This is a genomic window from Roseibium sp., from assembly GCF_965216085.1.
Taxonomy (GTDB): Bacteria; Pseudomonadota; Alphaproteobacteria; order Rhizobiales; family Stappiaceae; genus Roseibium.
Window position 1 is genome coordinate 3970471 of the sequence record NZ_OZ244138.1, and the last position, 16723, is coordinate 3987193.

Consider the following 16723-nt stretch of genomic DNA (forward strand, 5'->3'; position numbering starts at 1 on the left):
GCAGCAATATTCACTTAGTAACAATAACCCAAATTACTTTAACTTATCACCCACACAACCATCAACATCTTTCACTTGGTTAAGCGCATCTAAATCCTCCAAATAATGCGGGAAATCACGTATTTCCAAACAACAACACTTTCGTCGCCGGCACTTATCAAGCTCAATCTCGAACAGGAAATTGCATCCGTATAAACGAAATCCTTCTGGAGTTTTCCCAGAATTCCCTCTAGAACCTTGCGCCAACGAAACATCAATCCGTCTGGCTGATTTGAACGGCTTGCGCTCCCGGGTTCCGGTGTGATGCGCGGCCCCAAAAATGTGGTTTGGCTGGCGGCTTGCTCAGGAGAATTTTCAATGGCGATCAATGGCGCGGCACCGCACCAGACACGGCGCACCTTTGCGATCATTTCCCACCCGGATGCCGGTAAAACAACGCTGACGGAAAAGCTGCTCTTGTCGGGTGGCGCGATCCGGGCGGCCGGTCAGGTGCGTGCACGCGGCGAACGCCGCCGGGCCCGGTCCGACTGGATGAAGATCGAACAGGAACGCGGCATCTCCGTTTCCTCATCCGTCATGACGTTTGAGCGCAAGGGTATCATCTACAATCTGCTCGACACCCCGGGCCACGAAGACTTTTCCGAAGACACCTACCGCACGCTGACCGCCGTGGATGCGGCCGTCATGGTAATCGACGCGGCAAAGGGTATCGAGACCCAGACCCGCAAGCTGTTCGAGGTTTGCCGCCTGCGCGACATACCGATCATCACGTTCGTCAACAAGATCGACCGTGAAGGCCGTCATGCGCTGGAAATTCTGGACGAGGTTCAGGAAGCTCTCGCGCTGGATGTATCCCCGCAGACCTGGCCGGTCGGCATGGGGTCCGATTTCTTTGGTGTCTACGACTGGCAAAAGAAACAATTCCACACTTCAGACGGCGAACGCGGAGGGCCTTACATGGAGACGAAAACCGTCTCCGGCCTCGACGATGACATCCTCACTGGCACGGTCTTTGACCGGATCATGGATGAGCTGACAGAGAACGTGGAACTCGGTGCGGAGGGTTATGCGGAATTCGACAGGGAAAGCTTTCTGGAAGGCCATTTGACGCCGGTCTTCTTCGGCTCCGCCCTCCGGGACTACGGCATCGAAGAAATCCTCGACTTTATCGCCGATTTCGCGCCGCCGCCGCACTCCCAGCCGGCGACCGGCGGACGCACCATCATGCCGGAAGAAGACAAGGTCACCGGCTTTGTGTTCAAGGTTCAGGCGAACATGGACCCGAAACACCGGGACCGCATCGCCTTCGTGCGGCTGTGCTCGGGCACCTTCAAACGGGGCATGAAGCTGAAGCATGTGCGGGCGGGCAAGCAGATTGCCGTTTCTGCGCCAATCTTCTTCTTTGCCGAAGAACGTGAGATCGCCGACCTTGCTTATCCGGGCGATGTCATCGGCGTACCGAACCATGGTCAGCTGCGCGTCGGTGACACGCTCACCGAAGGTGAAAACATCCACGTCACCGGCTTGCCAGCCTTTGCCCCTGAAATTCTGCGCCGCGTCCGCCTTGGCGACACCATGCGCGTCAAACAGATGCGCCAGGGCTTGCAGGATCTTGCTGAAGAAGGCCTCGTGCAGATTTTTAAGCCGGACCTTGGCTCCAATTGGATCGTCGGCGTCGTCGGCGCCCTGCAGCTTGATGTGGTCGTCGACCGCCTGCGCGCAGAATACGGCACGGAAATCGGCTTTGAAACCGTGCCCTATACAACCGCCCGCTGGATCGAAACCGATCAGCCGACCTTGCAGAAAATGCTGGAAGGTCACCGCATGTCGATCGCTAACGACCGCGATGACAAGCCGGTGTTTCTGTTCAAAAACGCTTGGGAAGTCGGCCATGTGACCGAGAAATTCCCGGATGTGACCTTCCGCGAAACCCGCGAGATTGTTTATGAGAGCTAACCGTTTCTAACCGACTGATTGATATGACCGCCACCCTTCGCGCTGTTGTACCGTCCGATTGTGATCTGATTTGCAAGCACCGCCATGACATGTTTTTGGCGGCCGGTGACGCGGACGCTGCGGCGGCAGCGATGAGCCCAGTGTACAAGGCCTGGCAACAGCAAGCGCTTCGATCTGGCGCCTATTTCGGGTTCATTGCGGAAGTCGATGGCACGGCAATTGGCGGGGTTGGTTTGATGGTAGTCAACTGGCCGCCTCATCAGCTCCATCCGGACATCACCCAACGTGGGTATGTCCTCAATGTGTTCGTGGAACCGGAGTACCGGGGCAAGGGTATTGCAAAACAGATGATGGCAGCGGCGGACGCTGAACTCAAACGCCGTGGGGTTACACACGCTGTGTTAACGGCAACCGATCAGGCGCGGCCAGTCTATGAAAAAGACGGTTGGCAACAAACAGCTCAAATGGCGAAGCAGGTTTTCTGACCGGTCCTTCGCCAATCCGGCCAAACTAGGCTGCAGCTCACAATCAAGATTTGCCTTGTTTGACAGTTACATGCTCAGCTCTACTAAGCCAGTCCTGTAATATGTAACGGCGTTTCTTCCAACCGCCCTTATGGCGCGAAAGCTCATATATTCTCTTCTAAAATGGCTTCAGCACAGCCAGCAGAACGATGATGAAAACGGCAGCTACGGTTACAGCCGGTAGCAAGCGCAAACCTGTCGGGAGTTTGATATCTGTATTGGTAGAAAACCTGCGCAAAGTTCCACTCAGCACGCCATGAACCGCTGAAACAGCAAAGACAACCGCCAGCTTGACCAAAAGCCAGCCATCTGGAAACCAGTCTCCGAAGAAAGCCAAGAGAAGGCCAATCGCCCAAACAATGAGCATTGCCGGCGAGGTTACTATCCGGTCCCAAGAGCGCACGGTACTGAGATATCCGGTCAGGTCTGCTTTGTCCTTCAAGGGGCCCATAACTGCAGCAGCTGAGAGCAAAACGGCTACCAAAAGCAGCCCGCCAATCCAGGTGATTGCAGCAGCCAGATGCAGAGCTTTCAACAACTGGTACGTCATCGCCGCTTAGGCCTCTCCCAACAATGCCGCCTGTCGCCGAGCAACGCTCCGTTCATTGAAAAAGCCGCCAAAGGGGATCATGGCTGCCAGCATCATCCACAAAACTTGCCGCCGGCTCCACCCGCCGCCGGAAATTGTTTGAACAAGCACCCAGAAATAGAAGAGGAAAGCCAGGCCATGGACCGGCCCGACGATGGACGTTGCGACCGGATAGCCAGCGATATGCTTGAGCGGTACAGCAATCCCTAGAAGGACAAGCAATGTTGTGCCTTCCAGAAAGGAAGCGATCCGCATGACCGTAAGCTGATTGTATTCGTGACTGTGCCCGACAGACGCCATCACTCGACTTCCTTCAGCACTTTTTCAACTTGCTGCAAACGGCCTTCAATTTCAGACACGCTGGCCTTCAATCCGGACAACATCGCTGCGTTATCTTCCTGGGCCTTGGCCGCTCTCGCGGCGAGGTCCCGGTAAGCAGTGTCGTTGTTCGATTGCAGGCGATTTGAACGGGCTTGGAAATAGTATTTCATGCCGAAGATCAGCAAGATCACCGTCAGGGTGATGATCGTCAGGCTTTGAAACATGGGGGCATGCTCAGCCATATTCATGTCCTTTCAAGATGCGGATTTGGGAGAAGGGGTCAAAGACGGAGCCGCCTCGGCAATCAGCTGCGGCGTCAGTGAAAGATCGAAAGCTTCGGCCTTATAAAAATTTAGGGATTTGCCATCTTCCGAGAACTTCAGCTCACTCGATACCAATCCGGCGGCCTCCAATTTGCGCAAGTGAAGGTGCAGCAAGGGCCGACTGATGCCGATTTCGCGGGCGAGCTGACTGACATAAACCGGGCCCAGCTGGTGAAGCAGTCCGACAATCCTCAGGCGATGCGGATTGGCCAGCGCTGCGAGTTGCTCCAGTAGTCTGTCACCATCGGTTTTCAACGCTATCTCGCTCACTGTTTCCTTCATGTGTAATAATTTTCTTACACATATAGTGAACTGACATCAAGACATGGCACATGAAATATTTTTTTTACATATATGAACCTGATATAAATCTTTGTGATCAAAGCGTTTTCTTAAAAAACTTTCTGAGAAACTTGATGGTTTGGATCCGAAGGTTTGCAGCCTACTGCCGATCAAAACCCATCCGTCTGAGTGTCCATCAAGATGTAGAGGCCTGCCGCGATCATCACCAGCGGGGCAAGGCGTTCGAAGAATTTTTCGGTTTTAGCGGAAGGTTTCAGCAACCGGTTGAGGCCAATGCCAAGGCCGAGCAGGACGGCAACAGCCATCAGCGCCCCGGATAGAACAAAACGATCCAGATCTGGCTTTGTGTCTGCAAAAAAGGCCGCCATAAGAACGAAGGTGTCTGTACTAAGCGCTAAAAAGAGCGCCACAGCCCCGATGATCGATCCAGGAGGTGCTGATTTTTCTTCTGGCTGCTCCGTCCGCCGGCGGTTTCTTAAAACCTCACGGAACCCGAGCGCAACGGGCACGATGCCCAAAAGCCCGAGATCGGCTGGCGCCAGTATGGCCGCCCCGCCGCCAACAACTAGGGCGCCGCCAATCACCACGACTTGTGCCAGCAGAAATCCTGCCACAGCCGCCAACCTGCGACCGGTAGACGCCAATGCCAAAAAGGCAAACAGTCCGTCGATATTGGTTAGAATGTAAGCGGATGCGACAGAGAGCGCGAAGAACATCCAAGCAGCCTGGAATCATGTGTTTTTCGGTTGTTAGATCCCAGTCATAAACAGACAGCACCCGTCTGTCTGCGGCAAATGGCACTGTAGAAAGAATTTTGAGGTAGCCCACTCACCTCATTAAGCGCAATTCTTGCGAAAGCAATTAAAACGTGAGCCCCTCGACAACAGCATAAGCAATATTCAAGTTCATGATACAAATCACATGGGAATTTTTAACAAATTCACAAATTGTTTCCCGAAATACCCTTTAAATAAGAGATCAGCATTGAAACTGCCTCGCATTTATTTGGGTTCAATAATACAATTTTCGAACACCAAACCGATTGAGAGATATCCAGACAGTGTCCACCGCAGAAACTGTGACTGGCCATTCCGGACAGACGACAGATACCGATGTCTATAGTGAAATAGACAAGGGGACGGGAAAGGCGCGTTTAAGGCGCATTCATCGGCTGTCGCGCCCGTTCTGGGCTTCTTTCGTGATTGGCGCTGCCAGTCTACTCATCTTTGCTGCTTTGCTCGTCAATACACTCGACCGCCAATCGATCACATCCAGCGAACGTGTATTTGGTTCGATCCTGGCGGAGAAATTCGATCGTCTGTCGGAAATTACATTGGAATACGGATTTTGGGATGAAGCCGTAACGCATCTTGTCGACCGTCTAGATATGGAGTGGGTCGACAGCAATCTTGTTGAATACATTTATGCTGAACTTGGTGTGATCGGCGTCCATGTTCTGGACGGCCAAAACAGTGATCATCTGCATGTTTACGAAGACATAGTTGCCGATGGCAGCTCCATGACGGCGTATGGCGGTGATGCAACCAGGATCATCAATCACGCACGCCGGTCTCCCGACAATGAAGCTCCAATCCCGGTAACCGGTTTTCTCGGAACTGCCGAAACACTCTTCATGGCCAGCGCCGTACGCATGACGACTTACGACCGCAGCGACACCAACACCAGCACCGACCACGTCATGATGTTTGTCAGGCAACTGGACGATGATGCACTCATTGATCTCAGTCGGAAATTCCAGATGCCCGGTTTGAATATCTCGACGGAAGACCCCGGATATTTTCAAGCAAGTTGGCCCATCGCAAATGCAGATGGGATCGTTTTTGCCCGCTTCGTTTGGGACCCAGAGCTTCCCGGCCGTCGACTGCTGCTTCCTTTGACCCTTGGGTTGCTGATTGTCTACTTGGGAATGATGTTCGCCGCCCGGGCGTTTTTAAAGCAGGCAACGCAGCTGGTTGTTGCACTCGAAAATTCCAGAAGACGAACCGAAGAAGCGAAGGAATTGCTTGCCAGCCAAGCCAAAACGGATTCGCTGACCGGGCTTTGCAACCGACGGCACTTTGAAACCGTTATCGATGAATTGTCCGCCGTCGCAAATGGGCGCCGGGAATTTGCTCTTATGTGCATTGATCTTGATTGGTTTAAGGCAATCAACGATTCAATGGGCCACGAAATCGGCGACGAAGTTCTCAAATACGTTGCTGATGTTTTGCGGTCGCTTATTTATCCGCAGGACAGAGTTTTCCGGCTCGGCGGCGACGAGTTTGTGATTATTTTCGGGTTTGCCGACAAGGACCGTATTGCCGCCGTTGGGCAGGATGCCATTACAATCTTGTCGCGGCCGGCGGTTATCAAGGGCAAGACCTGCACATTCGGAGCAAGTGCAGGCGTTGCCTATTCTGTTGAGCCCGTCAAATTGCTCCGCCGTGCGGATGCCGCCCTTTATAAGTCCAAAAAGAACGGCCGCGGTCAGGTGTCTGTCTATGTCCCGGATGAAGAGGACACACCAACAGCAGATACAACTGTTTCCTGAGACCTTTGCACGTCATTCCGCAGGCTGGCTGGCATCAACGCCATGGCCCGCAATTCGCCGTTCTTTTCGCGTCACCAGATATACGCCAGTGAGGATCATCGGCAGGGCCAGCCAGGTGGTCCATACGGGGTGTTCGCCAAGGAAGAAGATACCGAGCAGCGTGCCGACTACGGGCACGACATAATTGACCTGAGACAGCCGGGCAGCGCCAATCCGCGGGATCAGATAGAAGTAGATCAAGGCCGCCAGGGCCGTCGGACCGAGCCCCAGGTAAACGACCGCCAAAGACGAAACATCCAACAATTCAGGAACTGTCTGCGGTTCAAAGAAGATCAGCAGATAGCCCCCCATCCCTAATGCTCCGGCAAGCACGGAGGCCGCCGCCATTTGGATCGGATCTGAATGCGGAAACCGCCGCGAAAACAGCGCTGTGAAGGAATAACAGAGCGCAGCACAAACAAGAGCGACTTGCGGTAGCAAACTGCCGAGATTGCCTGGTGCGATATCGGGAACAACAAGCAACAAAACTCCGCCAAACCCGGCTACCGCCCCCAAAATCTTAGACAGGCCCAAGCTTTCTTCGTGATGCACCAGAGGCGCTGCGGCGAGTGTCACGATTGGGGCGATCCCCATGATGAGCGCTGCGAGCCCAGTGTCGACCTCTTGCTCGGCATAACTGATCAGCAGAAAGGGAAGAACATTTCCCGAAAAGCCAACAACAGCAGCAATCACCCAGCCTCTCACTCCCAGGGACAAACCACTCCCCCGGATCAAGAGAACAACAGCAAGGATGATCGCACCAATGGCCATGCGGCCGAAGACCAGTGTCTCTGGGCTATAGCTTTCAACCGCCACACCGATGGCCAGGAAAGAACTGCCCCAAAGCCCGGCCAACAGCCCCCACAACAGAAAGTCCCTTGCGTGCATCATTCCATCCTTTAAAGTGCTATTAAAGAGATAGCATGCTATTACTATCATAGCAATAGGAGTTCCTGTGCCAGATAGCCCCTCTACTAACATCCCTGTTCCTGGAAAAGCGGTCCGCGGATCGCGCAGCGGCAGCCCGATCATGGCTATGTTCGATCTCTTGGGGCGCCGCTGGGCTATGGGGGTTTTGTGGACCTTGAGTGAGCGGGGACCCAGCACATTCCGCGCGTTACAAGAGGCGTGTGAGACGATCTCACCTGCTGTCTTGAACGCACGCATCAAAGAGCTCAGAAGCGCCGGCTTTGTTGAGCAAGGCAAAGGCGGTTATCAGGTAACGCCGTTGGGCCAGGACGTCTATGACGCGTTGTTACCGCTTTCGAAAGTCTCCAAGGTCTGGGCAGATGAACTTGCCAAAGGGTCTGGTGACACGGCTGATGATGATGACGGTCCGATAAACGAATAGTTCAAAAGCCTTGGCGCTGCCCGCCGCCACGCTATGTCCTTCCTGAGAGGTTAAATGAGGGAGACGTCATGGCAGAGCCTGAGATTGCACAAAAAGCACCGTATCCGGTCGAGGTGGAATCAGAAAAAAACTATTTCTGGTGCGCCTGCGGGCGAAGCAAAAACCAACCCTTTTGCGACGGCAGCCACAAAGGCACCGGGTTGGCTCCGGTTAAATACACGGCGGACAAGACAGGTAAGGTTTTCTTTTGCGGCTGCAAATCAAGTGCCAAATCTCCGTTGTGCGATGGCAGTCATAACAGGCTTTAGCGGCAGTTGAGCATCCGGTTGATGCTGCAAATCACGTAAAGCTCAATCCAAGATGAAACGGGCAATCACTTGGTCCAGAAGCTTGGCATGCGGGCCGGAGAGCATGTCTTGCGCATGCAGGCTTCCGGGCAACTCCAGAAGCGTCTTTGGCTCCGCAGCCTTTTCAAACGCTTGAACGGCCCGGCTCCGGTAAAAGTCCTGGCGGGTGTAGATGAACAGCTTTTCGGTTTCCGGATTAGCCAAAGCCTTGCCAGGCGATGGCGCCAGCAAAATAACCTTTTGAATACGGCCAGAGGGCAAATTGGCGACGGCTTGCTGCACGCCGCCGCCACCCAAACTGGCTCCAATGAGGGTTATGTCTTCAAACCCTTTGCCTGTCAGAAAATCAACGGCAGCCTCTATGTCTTCGCCGGAGATACCAGACGTCGCAATTGAGGCGATATTCTGGGATTGCAGCTTTTCAGCGAATGGTGCCCAGCTCTTGGCTGTGGCCCCGGACTGATGCGCAAGAACGGCCGCCTTTGAGCCCTCTGCCTCAAACCAAAGCGCATTCCGCTCAATCACGTCCCGAATGGTCAAAACAACAGTTTCTGGTTCATTGGAGCTTGTTTGCGCTTGAATGGCAGAACTCCAAACGCTCATGCAGACCAACAAAAGCCCCAGAAACTTCATCCAACCCTCCCCATCGAAAAGCCGCGGGCTAAGTGTTTGCGCAACAGCCAGACAAGCACCAGCCCGGGCAATAGCAACAAGGTGCTGGCGGCTGAGGAAACCCCGATATGCACGAATCCCAACGGCTCCGCGACCAGGCGCATGACAACGCCGATCGGTTTTGCATTTACCGTTGTCAGCACATTCGCGATCGCCAGTTCCACCCAGGAAAACATGAAACAGAAGAACCCGGCCACGCCCAATCCGGTGCGAATTTGCGGCAGCAGGATTTCAAAGAAAAACCTGACCGGACCGAACCCATCCACCGCAGCAATTTCCTCCATCTCAGACGGGATGGCGGAGATGAATCCTTCCAATATCCAGATGGCGATTGGCAGGGTGAACAGGCAATGGGCGATCGCGACAGCAAGATGGGTATCGATCATTCCCAAGGTCGAAAACACTTGTACCATCGGGATTAAGATCACAGCTGGCGCGATCATTCGGAAAATGAAGACAAAAAAGAAGGCGTGATCACTGCCGGCGAAGCGGAACCGGGAAAACGCATACGCCGCCGGCAGGGCCAAAGAGAGTGTCATCGCCGCGTTCATGACGACATAGATGATCGCATTCACATACCCATCGACCCAGGCTTCTTTGGAGAAGATGTACCCGTAGTTTTCCAACGTGACGGGTCCGGGCAGCAGGTTGGCGCTTTCTTCACTCACACCATTTGGCTGAAAGCTCAGGACAACCAGCCAATAGACCGGCAGAAGGACAAACACGGTATATCCGAAAACAACTTTGGACTGCCGTTTGGTGGAATTTGAAAAGCGGTTAGCCATTGAGCGGTCTTAAGCTCCGGTACAAGATCCAGGCAATCGTCACCATCATCGCGAGATAAACAATGGACAAGGCGCCAGCCTCGCCAAGGTTAAACTCCTGCATGGCTGTCTTGATCAATTCCTGGGACAGAAATGTTGAGGAGACATGCGGGCCGCCGCGGCTGATCATCAGGGGTTCGGTGTAGATCATCAGACTGTCAGCCAACCGCAACAGCAGTGCGATCAAAAGAACTTTTTTGAGTTTCGGCAGCTCAATGTAACGGAACACAGCCCAGTTGCTGGCGCCATCGACGGCGGCCGCTTGAAAATAGGGCTGCGGGATCGAAAGATACCCCGCGTAACACAGGATCACCACCAGGGGCGCCCAATGCCAAGTGTCCATGGCGAGGATCGTGAACCACACCCACAGAACGGAGTTCAGATCCGGTGCAAATCCAACTACTGAACCAAGAGCGCCGATGAGGCCGGCCTCCGGGCTCATCGCGTGGCGCCAGACAAAGCCGACAACAATCCATGGCGTTAACAAGGGCAGCGCAATCAAGGCAATGAACAACTCTCCGCGTTTTTGGACGTGAAAGAGTTTCCGGGCGACATAAATTCCCAGAGTGAACTGAAGGGTCAGAGCAAGCGCTGAAAACAAAACTGTGCGGCCCAGCGCGCCCCAGAACTCCGATGACCGCAGCATCTGCCGATACCAATCGAGCCCCACCCAAAAGAACTGATCGCCGGCGAAGCTGTCCTGAACCGAGTAGTTTACGGCCGCCATAATCGGTGCAAAACCGACCAGCGCAAAAAACAGCGCTGCTGGCAAAACAAGAAGCCAAGCTGAATTGTTGTATTTTCGAATGACCATGCGACCTCCTTGGCGGCACGATCAATTACTACATATGTAGTTTTAATATGCAAGCATCAATCCGAACGCCGGCAATTGCTTGGCCTCAGCCATCCGGTGAAGGTTCTGGTACATAGAGATTTCTAGCCCCTCAATGGACCATGGACGATAGGAAAAATGGACGGAAGCCGCCGCCAGATTGATAGCAACAATCAAGCCTGTTACGGCGCTGTAGAAACCCCGGCGGCATGGTGATACGGGCTCTTCGAAAAGCAGGCCAAGACGCAATTTGAGGTCTGTTCTCGCTGACAAAGACTGGCCTAAAAACGCAACAGCTGCTTGTGGCAGTTGCCGGCGCGTTGAAACCAAAGCAGCGACAGCAACCAAGCTTTCTGCGTATGCGACTGGTGAAATCAGGCCACGGTTCAGTGTGTGGCGGTCGCAGGCATGTTCACTGAGTTGCCTGTGCCAGCGGCACCAAACCCAAAAGGCGGGGTTCCAACCGCAGAACAAGGAAAAGCCGGCTCGGATCCAGTTCCAATGAAGGTCGCCATTTCGAAGGTGCGTCCCTTCATGCAGCAAGACTGCCCGCCGGGCCTGAGCAGACAGTCCTTTTGGAACAAAAATCTCCACGCCGCAGGGATGCAAAAAAGCGCAAGGCGTTTGATCCACCGCCCCACACCGCACGGTCACCCGCCCCCGCTTGGTCATCAACGGCGCTTTATGGATCATTAGCCGCAGACGCAATATCTCGATCATCAGCCACGCGGAGAACATCAAGGCCGCGCCCGCAACCACTAAGATTGTGACCCCGGCATCTTCGGCTTGTTCAAAAATCCTGGCTCCCAAAACGCCGAACCCACCAGACGGATCGACGGGTATGGTCAGAGAGAAAAATTCGAAACCGGCGGTCAGTTTCGCCACCTGCAATGACAGCGGGATAATCGCCGATAGAGCCAACGCAGCGCGCAACAGCATCACTTCAGAACGCGCATCAAATCGGACGTTCAGCCGTTTCGATAATATCCGGCCGCATCCCAGAATTGCCAGCGTCAGCAGCAACGCACCGTTTATGGCGATGACAGTTGCCACGACGGTCATGATTGTTTCTTCTCGTCAATCAGCCGCCGCAACTCATCCAGCTCTTCTGTTGTGAAGGAGTTTTGCTCGATAAACTGAGATGCCAGGGACGAAGGACGGCCATCAAAAAACTGACGCACCAGCGCGCTGAGACGCGACTGGCGGAAATCACTTCGGTCCTCTGTCGGTTCAAAGACAAGGCTTCGCCCTTTCTTTGTGGCGGTGACCGCCCCCTTTTCAAGCATCCGGTTGAGATGGGTCGCGACGGTCGTATAGGCAAAGGCCTTGTCATCCGGCCGGTTGCGGCCGAGTTCTTCCTGCACTTCAGACACTGTTGCACGGCCCAGCTGCCAAAGTACAGCCATCACATCCAGTTCGGATTTCGACAGGTTTTCCGATTTCATCGCCCACCCCGGCACCACAGTAATGAGGCAGCTTGCCCGCTCATACTATATTTGTAGTACATCATCTAAGGCCGGTTTCGCAACGGTAATGACCTTGATTGGTATCGGCTCAGATTTATCCGTTTCGGCAGAAGCTCATAGGCACAAAAAAGCCGGCCCATCGGCCGGCTCATTCAGTCTCGAGATGATCAGGAGGCTTTCGCGGTTGGCGGCAACTCAATGTCGATACCAAGCGTTGTGACATCGCCGTTGCGGTCCATTTCTAGGCGCACCGAATCCGGATCAATATCGATCCGCTTGGCAACAACCGCCAGAATGTCTTCACGAAGACCGGAAATCAGCGCCGCGTCGGCACTGCTGCCGGCCCGTTCATGCGCAAGAAGGATCTGCAGCCGGTTCTTGGCAACTGAAGCACTCTGATCTCTTTTGCCAAAGAGGCTCAGGATGTTCATGCCGCCCTCCCCTTGAAGATCTTGCCCAAAAAGCCCTTCTTTTCTTCCGGAATGGTGACTGGGATATTCTCGCCCAGCAGGCGCCGGGTGGCTTCCATATAGGCGCGGGCCGCCGGTGAACTCTCATCAGCCAGGGTCACCGGCAATCCGACGTTGGAAGCTTTTAGGACATCCTTGCTTTCCGGCACCACGCCGATCAGCGGCACGGAGAGGATGTCCACCACATCGTCGGTCGCCAGCATGTCACCGGTCTTGGCACGGGCCGTGTCATAGCGGGTGATCAGAAGGTGCTTCGGCATCCGCCCGCCTTCTTCGGCGACCTCAGTCTTGGCGTCAAGCAAACCAATGATGCGGTCGCAGTCGCGCACGGAAGACACTTCCGGATTGGAGACGATGATCGCCTCGTCCGCATGGCGCATGGCCAAGGTCGCGCCGCGCTCAATGCCCGCCGGACTGTCGCAGATGATCCAGTCGAAATAATGCCGCAGCTCACTGATGACGCTGGCAACACCTTCCTCGGTGAGCGCATCCTTGTCACGGGTCTGGGAGGCAGGCAGCAGGAACAGATTGTTCAGCTTCTTGTCGCGCACAAGCGCCTGTTTGATGGTGGCTTCTCCGCGCACCACATTCACCAGATCGAACACAACGCGGCGTTCCGCACCCATGATGAGGTCGAGGTTGCGCAGTCCGACATCAAAGTCGATAGCACAGACCTGATACCCTTCCTTGGCAAGCGCCGAGGCGAGAGCCGCGGAGGTGGTTGTCTTGCCGACCCCGCCCTTGCCTGACGTGACCACAACGACGGTTGCGTTGCTCATGGTGTTCGTCCCGTTTGTTGCCGGAAGGTGCTCCCCTGAGACACCTGCCCGAAGTTAACTCAGTTGTTCAAAAACAAGGCTTTCGTTTTCAAACCGGATCTGCGCAGGCGTGTTGCGCAGATCCGTGTCGAAATCATCGGCAACCTTGTAAAGCCCGTTGATGGAGACCAGCTCCGCGTCCAGCTTGGAGCAGAAGATGCGCGCATTGTCCTTACCCGCGACGCCCGCCAGCGCCCGGCCACGCAGGGCGCCGTAGATATGGATCGAGCCGCCCGCGATGATCTCAGCGCCCGAACTCACCGACCCGATGATGGTGACATCCCCGTCCGGATGCAGCACGCTTTGGCCCGAACGCACATGTTCGGTGATGACTATTGACGAACCATCGGCAGCGGAAACCACAGGTGAGGATTTTGGTTTGGCCTTTGAACCTGCAGATTCCGCCGGATCATCAGATTTTTTGGCTTCGCTGCTGGCGGAGCGCTTTTTCGCTATCTTAGCGGGCTTTTCAGCTGCCTCCGGTTTTGCAGCCGGCTGCTCTTTTGATTTCGTGGCAGCTTCTTCGGTTTCCGGAATATCCACTTCCGCCGTCAAACGGCCACCGCCGAAGCTCGGCGGCATACCTGGCTTCAGCCGCGTTCCGGAAATCCCGTCGATGCCAAAGACCCGGACAGAACGCTCGTTCAAGCCCTCAAGCAGCCTCTCCAGATCCTCAATCGGGATCTTCGTGCCGCGAACGTCCAAGACAATCGGGCGGTCGATGAAAAACCCCGGGGTGCGCGCAATAATCCGGTCGATCTCCTTGAACCAGTCCTCGTAAGGCGGCTCGGGAGACAACACGATCGCGATAAAGGATTTTCCCTTGAATTTCATCAAAGAGGCCCGGCGGCTTTCTCAAATCGGAGTGCTAAGTTTCGTAAACTTATCATCAACCGGACCGGACAATGGGGCAGCGATCCGTTTTCCACGGATATCCAAATTCTTCCGAAATTTCAGATAATTGCCCCCGCAAAAGCCCCTTCTTTCGGCGGCAGACCTGACAATCCTGATAAAACTGCTGATAAATATTGCAGGAATCACCGGGTTTCACCCTCCAAAACAGCTCCATGACCGGGTAGCGGATTAACTGAGATCGCGCATTCCGCTTCACTTTTGCCGTATTGCAGTGCAAAATAAATTCTCAGACGACCATCACCATCAGCAAGTCGCGACCTTAACATGAGTAATTTCAGTGATGTAATGGACTATCTCGGCTTGTCGGAAGACGAGGCCGCGGCCGTTCTATACACGTCTAGAGATGAAATTGTTCGCTGGCGCAACACGAACGAAGCCCCGCCGCTGCACATCTGGCAGGGCCTTGTGCGCATGCTGGACGACGTGCGACGCTCGGCCGAAGAAGCCGCCAAGTCGGCGGACCTCGATCACCTGGACGCCTCGGATCTCAACCGGGTTAATCTCGACGTTCCGACCCGGTCGTCTTCAGACCTCGCCGGACCCAAACGGGCCGCCACCGCTCTTGCCGTTGCGACCCTCGCCCGGGTGTTTGTCTGACGCCTTAGATGTCGGTGTGCCACGGTTTTACAGGACGGCCTTTTCAGTCCCTCACCGGCAGGCAATCGCATCGGAACGGTGCGTCATCCGGACAGAGGGTCTATCCTAGAAATTCAACGCTCGGACTCTTCCTCCACAGTCCTCCCCGCCCAAAAACACCTATATGAGCGGGGATCTACTCGCACGTCCGCTCGCCGCAGAAAAAGTACCTTATACCGAGGCGCTGCAAACGAGTGGGCCCCGGAACAGGTCCGGGGTGACGATTTTCTGCTTGGCGAACGCGGTATCAACTCACTTCGGCTATCACGCCCACCTTCGCCAAACAGTCGTGAATCAGATACGGCAAGGCCGGCTCAGCTGCTCTCAGCATTGTCATCCCCGCCCCCGAGCGGGGATCTACTCGCGCGTCCGCTTGCTGCAGCAAAAATAATCTTTTGCCGAGCTCTGCAAACGAGTGGTTCCCCGGTCTCCGCTACGCTGCGCCGGGGATGACTGCCTTGGGTATGGTTAAAGCCGGTTCTCTTACAGCGCCGATGATAATCATTACCTAAAAATACAAATGGCTGCTCATAGGTAGAAAAGAGCGTTTTGGAGCGCCGCTCAACTGGAAAATGGCCGGATCAAATCCAAACTGGCTAGCTATGATGTCCAAAAGAACCCTTTAAATCGTTTTGCACAGGTGTGCTGCGATACCAGAACCGGTCTTTGGCAGCGCCCGGTTTTCTGCTAACACGTTTTGGGTTTCCACCGTCTGGCTGGATTTTCGGCCGCCCCAATACCACCAGCGTCCGCGGCCGCATCCGCAAAACCGGTCGGTGGCCCCTTGAACAGAAAAAGAAGGCACTGCCCATGTCAGCCACACTCAGAGGCTTTCTGTTTGCCCTTGCGGCGTTTGCCTTCTTTTCAACCCACGATGCCATCGTCAAAACGCTGGGCAGCAGTTATTCGGTCTTCCAGATCATCTTCTTTTCGATGCTCTTTGCCTTTGTGCCGATGTCGATATCAATGCTCGCCGACCGGGCTGTCGACAATTTCCGGCCGCATCATCCCTGGCTGGTTCTGTTGCGCTCGAGCCTGTCGATCATCTCCATGTCGAGCGCGTTTTACGCCTTTACCGCTCTTCCGCTCGCTGAAGTGTATTCCCTGCTCTTCGCAACGCCTTTGCTGATCACAGCGCTTTCCGTGCCAATCCTGGGCGAGACGGTGCGCGGTCAGCGGTGGGCGGCGGTCATCATCGGCCTGCTAGGGGTCATGATCGTTCTGAGACCCGGGGTTACGGAATTGTCGCTCGGCCATCTTGCGGCATTGCTGGCCGCCTGTGCCAGTGCGCTCGCGTCAATCTTGATCCGGAAAATCGGCAGCGAAGAACGCTCCGCCGTCTTGATCCTTTACCCGATGCTCCTGTCGTTGATTGCCATGTCGCTGGTCATGCCGGAGGTCTATCAACCGGTTGGCTTGTCAGACCTTTCCCTGATGGCGGCGATCGGGTTCTTGTCTGTGATTGCCCAGCATTGTGTCATAGGTGCTTATCGGGCGGCCCCGGCTGCTGTCGTTGCCCCCTTGCAATACAGCCAGATCCTCTGGGCAACGTTTTTTGGCGCGCTGTTTTTTGCCGAAACGCCGGACCTTTATGTGGCCATTGGCTCCGCCATCATCATTGGTTCGGGCCTCTTCGTCGTCTGGCGCGAAAGCAGAGAGAACGTTTCGGCCCGCCGCCCGGTCACCAAAACCGCCAACATGCGCTTCGACACCGGCCCCTCTCCTGCCCCAAAACTGCACCGGCAGGAGGAGATTTCTGGGAATGGATCTTAGACACGCCGTTTGG

22 protein-coding genes are annotated in these 16723 nt (G+C 54.9%); 7 read left to right on the forward strand and 15 right to left on the reverse strand.

Translation table 11 applies throughout. From position 1 onward, the window contains the following. Positions 1-89: 89 nt before the first annotated feature. Complete coding sequence (locus ACOOFE_RS18640; protein WP_420411444.1) at positions 90-368, reverse strand: hypothetical protein; 279 nt, start codon at positions 366-368, stop codon at positions 90-92. On the opposite strand from ACOOFE_RS18640, the gene ACOOFE_RS18645 reads away from it, so the two are divergent. Beyond that, positions 358-1956 carry a peptide chain release factor 3 gene (locus ACOOFE_RS18645; protein WP_420411445.1) on the forward strand — a complete coding sequence of 533 codons (1599 nt, stop codon included), beginning with the start codon at positions 358-360 and terminating at the stop codon, positions 1954-1956. The genes ACOOFE_RS18640 and ACOOFE_RS18645 overlap by 11 nt on opposite strands. 23 nt (positions 1957-1979) lie before the next feature. Next, the gene (locus ACOOFE_RS18650; RefSeq protein ID WP_420411446.1) at positions 1980-2441 is read left to right on the forward strand and encodes a GNAT family N-acetyltransferase; all 462 of its coding nucleotides are present in this window, start codon (positions 1980-1982) and stop codon (positions 2439-2441) included. Positions 2442-2598: 157 nt separating this feature from the next. On the opposite strand, the gene ACOOFE_RS18655 is transcribed toward ACOOFE_RS18650, so the two are convergent. The 5 genes from ACOOFE_RS18655 to ACOOFE_RS18675 all read right to left on the reverse strand — a co-directional run bounded on the left by ACOOFE_RS18655 (position 2599) and on the right by ACOOFE_RS18675 (position 4732). After that, complete coding sequence (locus tag ACOOFE_RS18655; RefSeq protein ID WP_420411447.1) at positions 2599-3030, reverse strand: CopD family protein; 432 nt, start codon at positions 3028-3030, stop codon at positions 2599-2601. Between the two features lie 6 nt (positions 3031-3036). Then, the gene (locus tag ACOOFE_RS18660; RefSeq protein ID WP_420411448.1) at positions 3037-3369 is read right to left on the reverse strand and encodes a DUF3817 domain-containing protein; all 333 of its coding nucleotides are present in this window, start codon (positions 3367-3369) and stop codon (positions 3037-3039) included. Beyond that, entirely contained in the window at positions 3369-3632 is a 264-nt protein-coding gene (locus tag ACOOFE_RS18665; RefSeq protein ID WP_420411449.1) for a hypothetical protein, read from the reverse strand. Before ACOOFE_RS18665 ends, ACOOFE_RS18660 begins: the two co-directional genes overlap by 1 nt. A 12-nt stretch (positions 3633-3644) precedes the next feature. Further along, positions 3645-3983, reverse strand: coding sequence for an ArsR/SmtB family transcription factor (locus tag ACOOFE_RS18670; RefSeq protein ID WP_420411450.1), 339 nt, complete (start codon positions 3981-3983; stop codon positions 3645-3647). A 182-nt stretch (positions 3984-4165) separates the two neighbouring features. Then, positions 4166-4732 carry a hypothetical protein gene (locus tag ACOOFE_RS18675; protein WP_420411451.1) on the reverse strand — a complete coding sequence of 189 codons (567 nt, stop codon included), beginning with the start codon at positions 4730-4732 and terminating at the stop codon, positions 4166-4168. A 344-nt stretch (positions 4733-5076) separates the two neighbouring features. On the opposite strand from ACOOFE_RS18675, the gene ACOOFE_RS18680 reads away from it, so the two are divergent. Then, a complete protein-coding gene (locus ACOOFE_RS18680) occupies positions 5077-6567 on the forward strand; it encodes a sensor domain-containing diguanylate cyclase (protein WP_420411452.1) in 1491 nt (496 codons plus the stop codon). A 12-nt stretch (positions 6568-6579) separates the two neighbouring features. Here the strand turns inward: ACOOFE_RS18680 and ACOOFE_RS18685 are convergent, their stop codons facing one another. Then, positions 6580-7497 carry a DMT family transporter gene (locus ACOOFE_RS18685; RefSeq protein WP_420411453.1) on the reverse strand — a complete coding sequence of 306 codons (918 nt, stop codon included), beginning with the start codon at positions 7495-7497 and terminating at the stop codon, positions 6580-6582. 64 nt (positions 7498-7561) lie between these two features. Between ACOOFE_RS18685 and ACOOFE_RS18690 the strand changes: the two genes are divergently transcribed. Beyond that, on the forward strand, positions 7562-7957 hold the full coding sequence (locus ACOOFE_RS18690; protein ID WP_420411454.1) for a winged helix-turn-helix transcriptional regulator: 396 nt from the start codon (positions 7562-7564) through the stop codon (positions 7955-7957). Between the two features lie 68 nt (positions 7958-8025). Then, positions 8026-8265, forward strand: a complete 240-nt coding sequence (locus ACOOFE_RS18695; RefSeq protein ID WP_420411455.1) for a CDGSH iron-sulfur domain-containing protein — start codon at positions 8026-8028, stop codon at positions 8263-8265. Positions 8266-8307: 42 nt separating this feature from the next. Here ACOOFE_RS18695 and ACOOFE_RS18700 read toward each other — a convergent pair whose 3' ends face one another. From ACOOFE_RS18700 to minC, 8 genes are all read right to left on the reverse strand, one after another. Continuing rightward, positions 8308-8937, reverse strand: coding sequence for a hypothetical protein (locus ACOOFE_RS18700; protein ID WP_420411456.1), 630 nt, complete (start codon positions 8935-8937; stop codon positions 8308-8310). Then, the gene (locus tag ACOOFE_RS18705) at positions 8934-9761 is read right to left on the reverse strand and encodes a carbohydrate ABC transporter permease (protein ID WP_420411457.1); all 828 of its coding nucleotides are present in this window, start codon (positions 9759-9761) and stop codon (positions 8934-8936) included. Before ACOOFE_RS18705 ends, ACOOFE_RS18700 begins: the two co-directional genes overlap by 4 nt. Then, positions 9754-10614, reverse strand: a complete 861-nt coding sequence (locus ACOOFE_RS18710; RefSeq protein ID WP_420411458.1) for a carbohydrate ABC transporter permease — start codon at positions 10612-10614, stop codon at positions 9754-9756. The genes ACOOFE_RS18705 and ACOOFE_RS18710 overlap by 8 nt, the downstream gene beginning before the upstream one ends. 42 nt (positions 10615-10656) lie before the next feature. After that, complete coding sequence (locus ACOOFE_RS18715) at positions 10657-11694, reverse strand: M56 family metallopeptidase (protein WP_420411459.1); 1038 nt, start codon at positions 11692-11694, stop codon at positions 10657-10659. Further along, positions 11691-12077, reverse strand: coding sequence for a BlaI/MecI/CopY family transcriptional regulator (locus ACOOFE_RS18720; RefSeq protein WP_420411460.1), 387 nt, complete (start codon positions 12075-12077; stop codon positions 11691-11693). The genes ACOOFE_RS18715 and ACOOFE_RS18720 overlap by 4 nt, the downstream gene beginning before the upstream one ends. 188 nt (positions 12078-12265) lie before the next feature. After that, positions 12266-12529 carry a cell division topological specificity factor MinE gene (gene minE / locus ACOOFE_RS18725; RefSeq protein WP_141187750.1) on the reverse strand — a complete coding sequence of 88 codons (264 nt, stop codon included), beginning with the start codon at positions 12527-12529 and terminating at the stop codon, positions 12266-12268. Continuing rightward, on the reverse strand, positions 12526-13347 hold the full coding sequence (gene minD / locus ACOOFE_RS18730) for a septum site-determining protein MinD (RefSeq protein WP_141187751.1): 822 nt from the start codon (positions 13345-13347) through the stop codon (positions 12526-12528). Before minD ends, minE begins: the two co-directional genes overlap by 4 nt. Positions 13348-13401: 54 nt before the next feature. Continuing rightward, on the reverse strand, positions 13402-14220 hold the full coding sequence (minC, locus tag ACOOFE_RS18735; protein WP_420411461.1) for a septum site-determining protein MinC: 819 nt from the start codon (positions 14218-14220) through the stop codon (positions 13402-13404). A gap of 345 nt (positions 14221-14565) precedes the next feature. Here minC and ACOOFE_RS18740 point away from each other — a divergent pair, with 345 nt between their 5' ends. Together ACOOFE_RS18740 and ACOOFE_RS18745 are read left to right on the forward strand one after the other, a co-directional pair. After that, positions 14566-14898: a hypothetical protein gene (locus tag ACOOFE_RS18740; protein WP_141187753.1), complete on the forward strand. Its 333-nt coding sequence runs from the start codon at positions 14566-14568 to the stop codon at positions 14896-14898. A gap of 849 nt (positions 14899-15747) precedes the next feature. After that, on the forward strand, positions 15748-16710 hold the full coding sequence (locus tag ACOOFE_RS18745; protein WP_420411462.1) for a DMT family transporter: 963 nt from the start codon (positions 15748-15750) through the stop codon (positions 16708-16710). Positions 16711-16723: the final 13 nt, after the last annotated feature.

What these genes read in the sequence shown, in the direction of transcription:
- ACOOFE_RS18645 (WP_420411445.1), top strand. Translation starts at nt 358, where the DNA reads ATGGCGATCAATGGCGCGGCACCGCACCAGACACGGCGCACCTTTGCG.
- ACOOFE_RS18650 (WP_420411446.1), top strand. Translation starts at nt 1,980, where the DNA reads ATGACCGCCACCCTTCGCGCTGTTGTACCGTCCGATTGTGATCTGATT.
- ACOOFE_RS18655 (WP_420411447.1), bottom strand. Translation starts at nt 3,030, where the DNA reads ATGACGTACCAGTTGTTGAAAGCTCTGCATCTGGCTGCTGCAATCACC.
- ACOOFE_RS18660 (WP_420411448.1), bottom strand. Translation starts at nt 3,369, where the DNA reads ATGGCGTCTGTCGGGCACAGTCACGAATACAATCAGCTTACGGTCATG.
- ACOOFE_RS18665 (WP_420411449.1), bottom strand. Translation starts at nt 3,632, where the DNA reads ATGGCTGAGCATGCCCCCATGTTTCAAAGCCTGACGATCATCACCCTG.
- ACOOFE_RS18675 (WP_420411451.1), bottom strand. Translation starts at nt 4,732, where the DNA reads ATGTTCTTCGCGCTCTCTGTCGCATCCGCTTACATTCTAACCAATATC.
- ACOOFE_RS18685 (WP_420411453.1), bottom strand. Translation starts at nt 7,497, where the DNA reads ATGATGCACGCAAGGGACTTTCTGTTGTGGGGGCTGTTGGCCGGGCTT.
- ACOOFE_RS18695 (WP_420411455.1), top strand. Translation starts at nt 8,026, where the DNA reads ATGGCAGAGCCTGAGATTGCACAAAAAGCACCGTATCCGGTCGAGGTG.
- ACOOFE_RS18700 (WP_420411456.1), bottom strand. Translation starts at nt 8,937, where the DNA reads ATGAAGTTTCTGGGGCTTTTGTTGGTCTGCATGAGCGTTTGGAGTTCT.
- ACOOFE_RS18705 (WP_420411457.1), bottom strand. Translation starts at nt 9,761, where the DNA reads ATGGCTAACCGCTTTTCAAATTCCACCAAACGGCAGTCCAAAGTTGTT.
- ACOOFE_RS18710 (WP_420411458.1), bottom strand. Translation starts at nt 10,614, where the DNA reads ATGGTCATTCGAAAATACAACAATTCAGCTTGGCTTCTTGTTTTGCCA.
- ACOOFE_RS18715 (WP_420411459.1), bottom strand. Translation starts at nt 11,694, where the DNA reads ATGACCGTCGTGGCAACTGTCATCGCCATAAACGGTGCGTTGCTGCTG.
- ACOOFE_RS18720 (WP_420411460.1), bottom strand. Translation starts at nt 12,077, where the DNA reads ATGAAATCGGAAAACCTGTCGAAATCCGAACTGGATGTGATGGCTGTA.
- minE (WP_141187750.1), bottom strand. Translation starts at nt 12,529, where the DNA reads ATGAACATCCTGAGCCTCTTTGGCAAAAGAGATCAGAGTGCTTCAGTT.
- minD (WP_141187751.1), bottom strand. Translation starts at nt 13,347, where the DNA reads ATGAGCAACGCAACCGTCGTTGTGGTCACGTCAGGCAAGGGCGGGGTC.
- minC (WP_420411461.1), bottom strand. Translation starts at nt 14,220, where the DNA reads ATGAAATTCAAGGGAAAATCCTTTATCGCGATCGTGTTGTCTCCCGAG.
- ACOOFE_RS18740 (WP_141187753.1), top strand. Translation starts at nt 14,566, where the DNA reads ATGAGTAATTTCAGTGATGTAATGGACTATCTCGGCTTGTCGGAAGAC.
- ACOOFE_RS18745 (WP_420411462.1), top strand. Translation starts at nt 15,748, where the DNA reads ATGTCAGCCACACTCAGAGGCTTTCTGTTTGCCCTTGCGGCGTTTGCC.